General features: G+C 66.6%; 11 protein-coding genes. 6 read left to right on the plus strand and 5 right to left on the minus strand.

Annotation, left to right across the window (positions count from 1 at the left end; translation table 11 throughout):
* Positions 1 to 63 precede the first annotated feature (63 nt).
* Together QRN63_RS20745 and QRN63_RS20750 are read left to right on the plus strand one after the other, a co-directional pair.
* Entirely contained in the window at positions 64 to 828 is a 765-nt protein-coding gene (locus QRN63_RS20745) for an enoyl-CoA hydratase/isomerase family protein (RefSeq protein WP_285032537.1), read from the plus strand.
* Positions 829 to 839: 11 nt separating this feature from the next.
* A complete protein-coding gene (locus tag QRN63_RS20750; RefSeq protein ID WP_285032538.1) occupies positions 840 to 1,286 on the plus strand; it encodes a hypothetical protein in 447 nt (148 codons plus the stop codon).
* On the opposite strand, the gene QRN63_RS20755 is transcribed toward QRN63_RS20750, so the two are convergent.
* From QRN63_RS20755 to QRN63_RS20775, 5 genes are read right to left on the minus strand one after another with little or no spacing between them, the layout of a single operon-like run.
* Positions 1,280 to 2,740, minus strand: a complete 1,461-nt coding sequence (locus tag QRN63_RS20755; protein WP_285032694.1) for an acyl-CoA synthetase — start codon at positions 2,738 to 2,740, stop codon at positions 1,280 to 1,282. The two genes, QRN63_RS20750 and QRN63_RS20755, sit on opposite strands and share 7 nt — an antisense overlap.
* Positions 2,737 to 3,504, minus strand: a complete 768-nt coding sequence (locus tag QRN63_RS20760; protein ID WP_267316456.1) for an SDR family NAD(P)-dependent oxidoreductase — start codon at positions 3,502 to 3,504, stop codon at positions 2,737 to 2,739. The genes QRN63_RS20755 and QRN63_RS20760 overlap by 4 nt, the downstream gene beginning before the upstream one ends.
* The gene (locus QRN63_RS20765) at positions 3,495 to 4,952 is read right to left on the minus strand and encodes an AMP-binding protein (protein ID WP_285032539.1); all 1,458 of its coding nucleotides are present in this window, start codon (positions 4,950 to 4,952) and stop codon (positions 3,495 to 3,497) included. The genes QRN63_RS20760 and QRN63_RS20765 overlap by 10 nt, the downstream gene beginning before the upstream one ends.
* 7 nt (positions 4,953 to 4,959) lie before the next feature.
* The gene (locus QRN63_RS20770) at positions 4,960 to 5,691 is read right to left on the minus strand and encodes a GntR family transcriptional regulator (protein ID WP_285032540.1); all 732 of its coding nucleotides are present in this window, start codon (positions 5,689 to 5,691) and stop codon (positions 4,960 to 4,962) included.
* Positions 5,688 to 7,271 (minus strand): Vgb family protein, encoded by a 1,584-nt coding sequence (locus QRN63_RS20775; protein ID WP_267316453.1) that lies wholly within the window; start codon positions 7,269 to 7,271, stop codon positions 5,688 to 5,690. Before QRN63_RS20775 ends, QRN63_RS20770 begins: the two co-directional genes overlap by 4 nt.
* A 138-nt stretch (positions 7,272 to 7,409) precedes the next feature.
* Between QRN63_RS20775 and QRN63_RS20780 the strand changes: the two genes are divergently transcribed.
* Genes QRN63_RS20780 through QRN63_RS20795 form a run of 4 tightly spaced genes read left to right on the plus strand, consistent with a single transcriptional unit; the run spans position 7,410 to position 12,357 of the window.
* A complete protein-coding gene (locus QRN63_RS20780; protein ID WP_285032541.1) occupies positions 7,410 to 8,261 on the plus strand; it encodes an SDR family NAD(P)-dependent oxidoreductase in 852 nt (283 codons plus the stop codon).
* Positions 8,261 to 9,601 carry an aromatic ring-hydroxylating oxygenase subunit alpha gene (locus tag QRN63_RS20785; protein WP_285032542.1) on the plus strand — a complete coding sequence of 447 codons (1,341 nt, stop codon included), beginning with the start codon at positions 8,261 to 8,263 and terminating at the stop codon, positions 9,599 to 9,601. The genes QRN63_RS20780 and QRN63_RS20785 overlap by 1 nt, the downstream gene beginning before the upstream one ends.
* Positions 9,598 to 11,445 (plus strand): flavin-containing monooxygenase, encoded by a 1,848-nt coding sequence (locus QRN63_RS20790; RefSeq protein WP_285032543.1) that lies wholly within the window; start codon positions 9,598 to 9,600, stop codon positions 11,443 to 11,445. Before QRN63_RS20785 ends, QRN63_RS20790 begins: the two co-directional genes overlap by 4 nt.
* The gene (locus QRN63_RS20795; protein WP_285032544.1) at positions 11,446 to 12,357 is read left to right on the plus strand and encodes an SDR family NAD(P)-dependent oxidoreductase; all 912 of its coding nucleotides are present in this window, start codon (positions 11,446 to 11,448) and stop codon (positions 12,355 to 12,357) included.
* The last annotated feature ends 17 nt before the right edge of the window (positions 12,358 to 12,374 follow it).

Consider the following 12,374-nt stretch of genomic DNA (forward strand, 5'->3'; position numbering starts at 1 on the left):
AGGCCGACTGATTGGTGATGCTATTCTCTCAAATGGAGAATGCCACTATCAGTTAGGTAGCGCATGCAGGGCGAGCGAAGCGACAGTGCCGTGAACGTCGAGTTCGACGGTGGGTTGGCCGTGCTGACCATCGACCGGCCGCATGCCCGCAACGCTATTTCGCTGGACACCATGGACCAGCTGAATGGTGCACTCGACGCCGTGGCCGAGGCCCGGGTGCTGGTCATCAAAGGTGCCGGTGAGCGTGCGTTCGTCTCCGGCGGTGACCTCAAGGAGCTGGCCGCCATCACGACGCACGACGGCGCCGCCGAGATGGCGTGGCGGATGCGCGCCATCTGTGACCGGCTGGTGAATTTTCCCGGCCCGGTGATCGCGGCCCTCAACGGGCACGCGCTCGGTGGGGGCGCAGAGTTCGCGACGGCCGCAGACATCAGACTCGCGGCCGAAGACATCAAGATCGGCTTCAACCAGGTGACACTGCAGATCATGCCGGCATGGGGCGGCGCCGAACGCCTGGCCGCCCTGGTGGGCACCGGCAGGGCGTTGCTGCTCGCGGGCACCGGCGAGGTCCTCACTGCGGGCGAGGCCGAGCGAATCGGATTGGTGGACAAGGTCTTCGAACGGTCACGCTTCGAGGAGAGCTGGCGGCAGGTGGCCCAGGCGCTGACGGCCGCCCCTGTGCGCGACATCAAGCGCGTCGTCCGGGGGCTGCCGCCTGCAGACGCCGTGGACGCCTTCGCCCGACATTGGGTTTCCGACGAGCACTGGGCGGCTGTCGACAACCGCACCAAACCGGTGCAGAGTCTTGACGCAGGACGCTCAGCCTGAAGGGAGCATTCGTGATTCGTCTGCTGCTTGCCGCAACGACGGCCGGTGCCGCGGCACTGGGTTTCGCGTCCTCGGCTGCCGCTGCGCCGCCACCGGCCCCCACCAGCTGCATCATCACGGGTTATATGGTCCCGATGGGCTGCGATCAGACCACAGCCGCCGCCAATGGCGTTCCGCGGTGGGGCAACTCCTGCAACGATCTCAACAAGTTGGCGTGGGACGACACCGATGTCGGCACGGTCATCGGTACCATCCGGTGCGACGGCAACGTGTGGGCCCGCATGGGACAACCGCCCGAGGGAGTACACCCCCTCGGCTCTCCATGCGGCGGCGACGACGGCGTACAGCCGTTCGAGTTCTCGCAGACGCCCGACAACCACCTCATCGTGTGCAACTGGATGCAGCCGCCGGAGACCCGGACCTGGGTGCCGTACAGCCCCAAGTGGTCGAGTTACTGAGCGAATTCGGCCAGCCGCGAACGTAATTCGCGTTTGAGGACCTTGCCATAGCTGTTCTTCGGCATCTCGTCGATGTGGATGTACCGCTTGGGCCGTTTGAAGCGCGCGATGCGCTCCAAGAGATGGGCGTCCAACGCGTCGGCCGGTGCGGTGCCGACGATGAACGCGACGACGACCTCGCCCCACTCGGGATCCGGGGCACCCACGACGGCGGCTTCCGCGACATCGGGATGTGTCAGCAGCACTTCCTCGACCTCGCGCGGATAGATGTTGCTCCCGCCACTGATCACCACGTCCTTCGAGCGGTCGCGCAGCGTCAGATAACCGCGGTCATCGAACGAACCCATGTCCCCCGTGTACAGCCAGCCGCCCCGCACCGCGTCGGCGGTGGCGGTGGGGTTGTTCCAATAGCCGGCCATGACAACGTCTCCGCGGCAGACGATTTCGCCGATCTCGCCGGCGTCGGCCCGCGTGCCGTCCTGCCGCAGCACCGCCACCTCGACACCGGAGCGGGCGTAGCCGACGGAGCCGAGGACCGCGTCGTCACCTGATTCGTGGTCGGCGCGGCGCAGACCGGTGATGGTCATCGGCGCCTCGCCTTGGCCGTACAGCTGTGCGAACACCGGACCGAACGCGGCCATCGCCTTCTTCAGCCCGTCGAGGTACATCGGCCCGCCGCCGTAGATGAGCGCACGCAGATTGCGTGGCCGGGCGCGACCGGTGCCGACCAGGCGCGCCACCATGGTCGGGGCCAGGAACGCACTGCTCCCCGGGTGGTGCTCGCAGAGGTCGAGGAATTCACCGGGCTCGAACGCGCTCGACTCCGGTACGACCTGGCGTGCGCCGCGCAGTACATACGGTGGGATGTAGAGCCCGGAGCCATGCGACATGGGCGCGCCGTGCAGGAGGCTGCAGTTCTCGTCGGGATCGTCGAGATCAGCCAGGTGGGCGAGTGTCATCGCCATCAGGTTGCGGTGGGACAGCATCGCGCCTTTGGAGCGGCCGGTGGTGCCGCTGGTGTAGAACAGCCAGGCCAGCGCAGCGGGGTCGGTGTCCGGCGGGTCGATGGGCGGTGCGACGAGACGCTGCGAATACCCCTCGGCACCAATGACTTCAGCCGGTCGCTCGAGCCGGGCCGCGATGGTGGGTGACGCAAAGATCAGCGACGCGCCGCTGTCATCGAGGATCTGCGCCATCTCGCGCGCATGCAGCTTGTAGTTGATCGGGACCGCCACGCATTCGGCGGCCCAGATCGCGAACAACAGCTCGACGATCTCGGGCCGGTTCTCACTGGCGATTGCGATCCGAGAACCCGGCGGGCCGAGCCCGGCCGCCAGGCGTGATGCGCGCTCCCGCAGCGCTTTCCACGTGTGCAGTTGGGTCCTACCCCGGTACACAGCGCCGCGGTCGCCGAATCGGGTGGCGGCGGTGTCCAGGACGGAGAACATGTTCACCGCGGGACCCACTCCGAGTCCAGTGCGTGGTCCGACAGATACTTGGTTGAACTCCAACCGCCGTCGACGACGATGGTCTGGCCGTTGATGAAGCTGCCTGCCTCCGAGCACAGGAACGCCACGGTGCCGGCGATGTCCTCGACACGGCCCAGCCGTTGATGCGGCGTCATCTCGACATTGATCTTGCGGAACCGCTCGTCGTCCAACCGGTGCGCGACCATTGGCGTCACCGTGACTCCGGGCGCCACTGCGTTGCAGCGGATTCCGAGCGCCCCGTACTGGCACGCGATATGCGTCGTCAACGCCGTCAACCCGCCTTTGGCCGCCGAGTACGCACCGCCGCGCAAGCCACCGACGACTGCGAACGTCGACGTGACGTTGATGATCGCCGATCCCGGAGTCAAGTGCGGAATGACCTCGCGAGCCAGCCGGAACGGCGCGCGCAGCATCAGACCCAGGGCGTAATCCAGTGCCTCGTCGTCGGTTTCGTGCAGCGGTTTCGGGCTGCCGACGCCGGCGTTGTTGACCAGGAAGTCGATCCGGCCCCACCGGCCGAGAGCGGCCTCGACGATGCGGGCCGGCGCGTCGCCCGCGGTGAGGTCGACGGCGAGGGTGGCGATACGGTCGGGGTCCGCTCGCTCGAGTTCTGCCAGTCGTGCCTCGTCCCGACCCGTCCCGAGGACGGCCATGCCGGCAGCAGCCAGCGTTGCCGCACAACCGAACCCGATTCCGCTGCTGGCTCCCGTGACTATCGCTACCTGCATGTCAGCCTCGCTCTGATCTGGTGCTTGAGGACCTTGCCCGCGTCATTCCTTGGGAGCGCATCCCACGTCTCGACCTGCTCGGGAATCTTGAATCGGGCGATGCCCTTGTCGGCGAGGAACCTTCGTAGTTCGGCGACCCCGGGTGGTTGCCCGCCGGCCGGGACGATGACGGCGCACGCGCGCTCCCCCGTCCGCTCGTCGGGTAATCCGACGATGGCGATCTCGGCGACTCCCGGGTGGTCGAGGAGGACGTCCTCGACTTCCTTGGGTGCGATGTTCTCCCCGTTGCGCACGATGATGTCTTTCGCCCGACCCGTCACCACCAGACAGTCACCGTCCCACCGGCCGAGGTCGCCTGTCCGGAAATAACCCTCGGCGTCGCGGGATTCGTCATGAGTGTGGTGGTAGCCGACAAGCATCTGGGGACCGCGCACCCGGATCTCGCCGTCAACCAAGCAGATGTCGGCAATCCCGGCGCGACCGTCGGTATCAGCTGCGGCATCCGGATCGTCGAGGGCGCCGACCGTGGTGACCGGAACCTCGGTGGAGCCGTAGACACGGCTGACCTTGGCCTGGTCGAAATAGGCGGTGGCCCTGCGGATCAACGGCGGCGGCACCGAGGCACCGCCACAGATGAAGACCTTCAGATCGGGTAGCCGGGTACCGGCCCGCTCGGCCGCGTCCAGGATCCGCTCCAGGAACGGCGTCGCGCCGGCGATGTGGGTGCAGCGTTCCGCAACCATGAGCGCCACTGCCGCGTCGGCATCCCAGCGCTCCATGAGCACGGCGGTGGTGCCGAGCAGCAGCGGGCACTCGAACGCGTAGATGGAGCCACCGACGTGGGCGACCGGCGAGGGGACGAGAAACGTGTCGCCCGGCTCGATCAGCCAGTGGTCGCGGAGTTGCCCGATCAGGGCGCCGATCGAGTTATGGCTGTGCAGTACGCCTTTGGTTCGCCCACTGGTGCCCGAGGTGTAGAGCAGCAGAGCGGGGGCGTCGGGAGCGACGGCCGGGAGCTCCCGTGGCGCTGCGGCTTTCGGCAGTGCGCCGTCGCGCACCACGACGATCTCCGGTGGCACAGCCATATCCGTCGTCGCCCGGGCCAGCATGGCGGCGTAGTCGTATCCGCGAAACTCTCCGGGGATGAAGATCATCCGGCTGCCCGCATCAGCGAGGATGAAGGCCAGCTCGCGGTCACGCAACGACGGCAGGATCGGGTTCACCACCATCCCGGCACGCAGCGCACCGAGGTAGACGACGGCGGCCTCCCACCAGTTCGGCAACATGAACGACACCACACTGCCGCGCGGCAAGCGGACCGCGAGATCCGCGGCCAGCGCGCACGCCGCGTCGTACAAAGTGGCGCCATCGACACGGTGCGCGCCGTCGATCAGGACGGTGCGGCTGTCGCCCGCGAGTTCGTGGAGGGCTTCGACGATTGTCCGCATCAGCGCCTCAGCTCTTGACCCGCCGCATCGTCATCGAATGCCGGTACCGCGCAGCGGGGTGGGTGTTGACGGTGACCTGAGCGATGTCGCCGTCCGACGTGCGATAGGTGCGTCGCATCTGCAGCGCGGCGGTCCCGGCCTCCACCTTGAGTTCGGAGGCGAGCTCGGGCGAAACGATGACGGCCGAAATCTCCTGGTGCACTTCGGCAATGGTGACGCCGAAGAGGTCCTCGATGAGCGGGAAGATCGGACCCGAATGCCGGTGCAGCAGCCGGCCGACGGCGGCGAATTCCCGGTTGATGTAGTAGTCGGTACGGCAGATGGGCGCACCGCTGCCGCTGCGAAAGCCCTCGACCGCCAGCCACTGCGAGCCGAGTGGCAGCCCGGTGCCGGCCTCGACGTCGGCGTCGATGGTCGACATGGCAGTGGAAGCGATCTCGAACTGCGCCCCCTCGGCGAAGGCCAACAGATCGTCGATCGACATCACGTCCTGCGCATAGGTGTTCGCCACCGATCTCGGCACCACCAGCGTTCCGGCGCGCGGTTTCGATTCGACCAGATTGTCGTCGCGCAGGCGTCGCAGTGCCTCCCGAATGGTGTAGCGGGACACCGCGAATCGCTCACACAGTTCGTGTTCGGTGGGCAGTTGCGAACCGACGGGATAGACCCCGTCGACGATCTCCTTGCGCAGCGTGCGTGCCACCTGCAGGTAGCGGTGTTCGGTGGTGGGGGCGGTCACGGGCGGTCCTGACGCAATGCCAGCACGCTGCCGTCGCCGTCGGCCGAGACGTAGAGCGTGCCGTCAGGCGCGACGGCGATACCCGCGAACGGACCCTGTGGTCCAGAGAACGGCGGTAGTCCTTTGAGAGGTTTGGGTGTCACCCCGGGTGGTGCGCCGACGGGCAGATCGGTGGCAATCGTGGTGCGGGCCTTGGTGCTCAGGTCGAACATGACCACTTCCTTGGCTCCGGCATCGACGATGTAGAGCGAACTGCCGGCAACGGCAATGCCCTGTGGTCGCCCCAGCCCGTCGACGACGACCTGGACGGCCGACCCCTTCACCTTCACCACGCGGCCGGCCGCCGACTCCGCGACCAGGACGCCGCCGTCGGGAGCGATCGCCACCCCGACCGGGTCGACCAGTCCGGCGGCCAGCACCTCCACGGTCCCGGCCGCCACGGCCAGCACCCGACCGGTGCCGAGTTCGGCGACCACCACGGCGTCACCGTCGACCGCGATGCCGTACAGCTGGTCGAATCCGTCTGCCAGTACCTCGGTTTCGGCCCGCGCGGGTGCATACCGGCTGATCTGGCCTCCCGACGTGGTCACCACGAACTGCCCGGCACCGCAGGAGGCCAGGCCCCGAACGAACCCGGGGTAGCCCGGCGAAAAGAGCATGCCGACCGTGTCGAGCGTGCCATCGGCGCGAGCGGCATAGAAGTACGTGCCATCGGCGACATACAGCCGCCCGTCGTCTCCGACGGCCAGGTCCAGAGGCCAGTTCAGCCCACCCGGCAGCAGCGCCCGAGTCGAGCCGTCGGCCAGGATTTCGGTGATCTCACCGGTGAAATTCGAGGCGAACAAACGGTTTCCGACGAAGGTCAGATTGTCGAGCCCCGGAGTCAGCTGCGCCAATACCTGCTGCGCGCCGCTGCGCGGGTCGATGCGCAGGACCTGTCCGGTGGCGACCTGGGTCGACACGAGGAAGCCGTCGGCATCGAACTTGACGGCGTCGGGCACCCCGAGACCCGTCGCAACCCGCTGCGGTGCACCGCCATCCGGATCGATCCGCCAAATCTCGTTGGCGCTCAACAGCGGAAAGTACAGCATCCCGTCCGGACCGACCTCCATCGCGTTCGGTGACGGCAGTTCGTCCAGCAGGATCTGTGCCACTGCCCCGCCCCGATCGAGTTCCAGAAGCCGGCCGCCGTCACGGCATTCGTTGACGAACAACCGATCTCGATACACGGTGATGCCGTTGGCACTGGGCAAGTCGTCCCTCAGCACACGGGTTTGGCCGGACGGGTCAAGCACACTGACGCGACCGTCCATCACCTCGGTGACATACAAATTTCCAGCCGAATCGAATGCGACGTCGTCGGGCGCGATGATGTCGCCACCCTTGGCCGCCACCGTCTCCAGCGCTCCGGTGACCGGGTCGAGCGCGCTGATCTGACTGCCGGTCACTTGCGCGACGTAGATGCGCCCATCGGAACCGGTGCGCAATCCGTTCGCACCGAACAGCCGACTCGGCGCAGTCACGCGCTCCAGGCGCCAGCCCTGCGCAACGCTCGGTCGGGTCGCGATGTAGCGGCTCATGACGGGCGACGGTATCAAGTCACAGTAGTCCAGACAATAGGACGAGTTTGCCGCGACGAATCTCTTGACGAGCCGATTCTCCCTGCGGAATAGTGTTCTCCAATATGCAGAACACGCTATGTTGTCCGGACAATTAGCATGTCGGCCGCAGAACTCTTGAGGTTGGACGGCCGCGTGGTCGTCGTCTCCGGGGCCGGTGGCGGTGGTATCGGAACCACCGTGACGCGGATGGCCGCTGAAGCCGGCGCCACGGTGATCGCCGTCAGCCGCTCGCAGAGCAACCTCGACGAGCACGTCGCGCCGTTGGCGGCTGCCGGTCTCGCCGTCGTCCCGGTCAGGGCCGACGCGTCCACCGACGACGGCATCGCCGAGGTCATCGATCGGGTGCGCCGCGTCGACGGCACGTTGCACGGCCTGGTGAACGTTGCCGGTGGTGCCGATCCCACGAGCTGGATGCCGTCGACGCGGGTTTCCCGGGCCGACTGGCGAGAGTTGTTCAGCCGTAATCTGGAGACCGCGTTCTTCATGAGCCAGGCCGTGGCCAATGAATTGCGCACCACATCCTGCCCCGGCTCCATCGTGTCGGTCTCGTCGGTCAGTGGCATGAATACCGCGCCGTTCCACATCGCGTACGGCACGGCCAAGGCCGCGATCGTCGCGATGACCCGGACCATGGCGGTCGAACTGGCCGCAGACGGCATCCGAGTCAATGCGGTCGCGCCCGGGGTCACCCAGACGGCCGCGTCGGCAACGTATGTCGACGACGATCCGGACCGCGATCACCGGGCCATCGCGTTGGGTCGCCGCGGCACCCCCGAAGAGCAGGCCGGCGCCATGCTGTTCCTGCTGTCGGACCTGTCGAGCTACATCACCGGGCAGACGCTGCTGGTCGACGGCGGCCTGAACCTCAAATGGAGCCACCTCGGCGCGGACAACACCTCGCTGTTTCTCAAAGACGAGTCGTTTCGCGCGACGATCAAGGAGATGTGATGGAGGAACTGTCGCAGCCGACGACCATCGGCGTCGAGGCCTACGTCAGCCCCGAATACGCCCGCGCCGAGCGGGATCGGTTGTGGCGCAAGGTATGGCAGCAGGTCGGACGCATCGAAGAGCTGCCGGACATCGGCAGCTATCTGACCTACGACATCCTCGACGACTCGATCATCATCGTGCGCACGGGGCCAACGGAATTCGCGGCGCATCACAATGTCTGCATGCATCGCGGACGCCGGTTGGTCGACACCCCGGACGGCGCGAAGAACGCCTGCGGACGCACCCCCAAGAGCTTCGTGTGCGGATTCCACGGCTGGACCTACGGACTCGACGGAGTGTGCACACACATCCGCGAACAGGACGATTGGCAGGGCGCGCTGACGCCGCAGAACACGCACCTGGCTCCGGTGCGCGTCGATACCTGGGGCGGCTGGCTGTTCATCAACATGGACGCCGACTGTGAACCGTTGGCGGACTACCTTTTTCCGGCCGCGAAGATCCTCGACCCGTTCCAGCTGGACAGAATGCGCTACAAATGGCGCAAGTGGCTGCCCTTCGACTGCAACTGGAAAGTCGCGATGGAGGCCTTCAACGAGACCTACCATGTGTTCACCACCCATCCGGAATTCAACCGGTTCGGCGAGTTCAAGGGCTGGGCCAAAGCGCAGGGCCGGCACAGCAACATCGGCTACGACGCACCCAAGGGCCTCGACGAGACCAAGTCGAAAATCCGGCTGGGCATCGGCGACCCGCGTATCTCGACCGCCGAAATGCAGGTCTACACAATGGAAGAGACCAACGCGACCACCACGCAAACCCTGGTCAACGCCGCCAAGCGCCTGGTCGACGAACTGCCGGCGGACACCCCCGCGGACAAAGTGCTTGAGCACTGGCTGTCCTCGGCGCGCCGCGACGATGAGGCGCGTGGCGTCATCTGGCCGACCATTCCCGCCGATGTCCTGGGCCAGAGCGGCACGGCATGGCAGCTCTTCCCCAACTTCCAGATCGGGCAGGGGCTGACCAGCGCGCTGTGCTACACCGCCCGGCCGGATCCGAGCTACGACCCGAACAGGTGCATCTTCGAGGTCGCGGTGTTCGAGCTGTACCCGAAAGGCCGAGAGCCGCAGACGGAATGGGAGTACACGCCGAAGGACAGCCCCAACTGGCTGTCGGTGCTGCCCCAGGACTTCTCGAACATGGCCGCGGTGCAACAGGGCATGAAGTCCGCCGGCTTCCCGGGCACCAAACCCAATCCGTACCGCGAACGCAGCACCGTGAATCTGCACCACCAACTGTCGAAGTACATGGGTACCGGCGAACCACAGGAGTTGCGATGACACTGTTCGACACCTGCGGGCCGACCCAGACGCCCGACGACGTCGACATCGACGCGATGCGCGAGAAATACGCGTATGAGCGGGCCAAGCGGGTCCGCCCCGAAGGCTCCGCCCAATACCTCGAAGCCGCTGGGGATTACGCCGAGTTCTCCGACAACGATCCGCACACCCCCGTGACGCCGCGGGCGCCGATCGATGCCGACCTCGAGGTGGTGATCCTGGGCGGCGGGATCGCCGGGCTGCTGGCCGGCGCCTATCTGGCAAAGGCCGGTGTCGAGGACGTGCACGTCATCGAGGCGGGTGGCGACTTCGGTGGGGTGTGGTACTGGAACCGATTCCCCGGAATCCAGTGCGACAACGACGCTTACTGCTACATCCCACTGCTGGAAGAGCTCGACTTCATGCCGTCGAAAAAGTTCGCCGATGGCGCCGAAATCCTCGCGCACTGCCAGAACATCGGGAAACACTTCGGGCTGTACGACGGCGCTATCTTCTCGACCCAGGTGCGCACCGTGCGCTGGGACGAAGAGATCAAGCGGTGGCGACTGACCACCAACCGGGGCGACGACATCCGCGCCCGCTTCGTGGTCATGACACAGGGTTCCTACAACCGGCCGAAGCTGCCAGGCGTCCCCGGCATCAAGGACTTTCACGGGCACGTCTTCCATTCGGCCCGTTGGGATTACGACTACACCGGCGGTGACGCGAGCGGTGGGCTCGACAAGCTCGCCGACAAACGCGTCGCCCTCGTGGGAACCGGGGCGACCGGCGTGCAACTCGTCCCGCACCTCAGCCGGGATGCCCAGCACCTCTACGTCTTTCAGCGCACGCCGTCGTCGGTCGACTTCCGCGGGAACGAACCCACCGACCCGGCGTGGGCAGCGTCGTTGCAGCCCGGCTGGCAGGCCGAGCGCAAGCGGAACTTCCACCGCTGGTCGCCATTCGAAGGTGTGGTGTTCGATGCGCCGGACCAGGTCTGCGATTTCTGGACCGAGCTGGGCCGCAACCTCACAGCCCGCATCGCGGCGAGCCCCGACCCCGCCGCCCTCGGCGTCGAGCAGATCATGGCGATGCGGGAGGAGGAGGACTACAAGATCATGGAGCGGCTGCGACGCCGTATCGCCGACCTGGTCGAGGACTCCGACACCGCCGAGGCGCTCAAGCCGTACTACCGCTTCATGTGCAAGCGGCCGACGTCCAGTGACGAGTACCTGCCCAGTTTCAACCGGCCCAACGTCAGCCTGGTCGACGTCTCTGAGTCCCAGGGCGTGGAGCGACTGACCCGCACCGGCATCGTCGCGAACGGCGTTGAGTACGAGGTGGATTGCGTCATCTTCGCCAGCGGTTTCGAGATCTCGACCGAGATCAGCCGCCGCTATGCGATGGAGGCGATCGAGGGCCGCGACGGAGTGTCCCTGTTCGACCACTGGCGCGAGCGCTACCAGACCCTGCACGGGATGACGAGCCGCGGCTTCCCCAACCAGTTCCACACCGGATTCATCCAGGGCGGCGTGTCGGCCAACACCACCGCGATGTTCGAGCAGCAGGCCGAGCACATCGCCTACATCATCGCCGAGGCCATCAAACGCGGCGCCACCACCGTCGAGCCCAGCCAGGACGGCCAGGACGCCTGGGTGGCCACCATCCGCGAACTCGCTTTCGACAATTCGGCATTCGACAACAGTTGCACGCCCGGCTACTACAACAACGAGGGCCGCGGCTTCGGGGATGCCACCCGGTCGTTCCTCGGCGAGGTCTACACGCCGGGCTTCTACGCGTTCGACGACCTGCTGAGGGCGTGGCGGGACGCCGGTGACCTCGACGGTCTGGTGCTGGGAAATTAGATGTCCAACTTGAGATTCGACGGCCGCGTCGCGATCGTCACCGGAGCCGGCCGAGGGTTGGGGCGCTCGTACGCGCTGCTGCTCGCGTCCCGTGGCGCCCGTGTGGTGGTCAACGATTCCGGCGGTGCCCTGTCGGGCGACGGGATCAACGCGGGCCCCGCCCACGAGGTGGTGCAGGAGATCACCGCGGCCGGCGGCCAGGCCATCGCATGCACCGACTCGGTGGCCACGCCCGCCGGTGGGCGAGCGATCATCGACGCCGCGCTGCAGGAGTACGGAGGGGTCGACGTTCTGATCCACAACGCCGGCAATGTCCGGCGCGCACCGCTACGCGATATGACATCCGACGACTTCGACGCCGTCCTCGACGTCCACCTGCGCGGCGCATTTCACGTTGTGCGAGCCGCATTTCCGGCGATGTGCGACGCCGGCCACGGCCGTATCGTGCTGACGTCGTCGATCGGAGGGCTGTACGGCAACCACCAGGTGGCGAACTACGCCGCCGCCAAGGCCGGCGTCATCGGATTGTCGAATGTCGTTGCTCTGGAGGGTGCTTCGGAGGGCGTCACCTGTAACGTCGTGGTCCCGGCAGCTGTCACCCGCATGGCCGAGGGCATCGACACGTCGTCCTATCCCCCGATGTCACCCGAGCTGGTGGCACCCGTGGTCGGCTGGCTGGCCCACGAATCCTGTTCGGTCACCGGCGAAATCTTCGTCGCGCTGGCGGGCCGGGTGGCGCGCGTCGTCATCTCCGAAACGCCTGGGGTGTACCGGCCGTCGTGGTCCATCGAGGACGTCGCCGCACAGTCGGCCGCCATCCGAGAGACCGATGACCCGGTGAGCTTTGCCGTCGTCCCCGACGGACACGGTGACCACATCCGCTACAGCTTCGCGATGGCCGCTCATGGCTAGCGGGCCAACCCGTGGTC

The sequence above is a fragment of the Mycolicibacterium sp. lyk4-40-TYG-92 genome (assembly GCF_030209435.1).
Taxonomy (GTDB): Bacteria; Actinomycetota; Actinomycetes; order Mycobacteriales; family Mycobacteriaceae; genus Mycobacterium.

Bases quoted from the DNA above. Each gene is read 5' to 3' on its own strand.
- QRN63_RS20745 (WP_285032537.1), top strand. From the start codon at position 64: ATGCAGGGCGAGCGAAGCGACAGTGCCGTGAACGTCGAGTTCGACGGT.
- QRN63_RS20760 (WP_267316456.1), bottom strand. From the start codon at position 3,504: ATGCAGGTAGCGATAGTCACGGGAGCCAGCAGCGGAATCGGGTTCGGT.
- QRN63_RS20765 (WP_285032539.1), bottom strand. From the start codon at position 4,952: ATGCGGACAATCGTCGAAGCCCTCCACGAACTCGCGGGCGACAGCCGC.
- QRN63_RS20775 (WP_267316453.1), bottom strand. From the start codon at position 7,271: ATGAGCCGCTACATCGCGACCCGACCGAGCGTTGCGCAGGGCTGGCGC.
- QRN63_RS20780 (WP_285032541.1), top strand. From the start codon at position 7,410: ATGTCGGCCGCAGAACTCTTGAGGTTGGACGGCCGCGTGGTCGTCGTC.
- QRN63_RS20785 (WP_285032542.1), top strand. From the start codon at position 8,261: ATGGAGGAACTGTCGCAGCCGACGACCATCGGCGTCGAGGCCTACGTC.
- QRN63_RS20790 (WP_285032543.1), top strand. From the start codon at position 9,598: ATGACACTGTTCGACACCTGCGGGCCGACCCAGACGCCCGACGACGTC.
- QRN63_RS20795 (WP_285032544.1), top strand. From the start codon at position 11,446: ATGTCCAACTTGAGATTCGACGGCCGCGTCGCGATCGTCACCGGAGCC.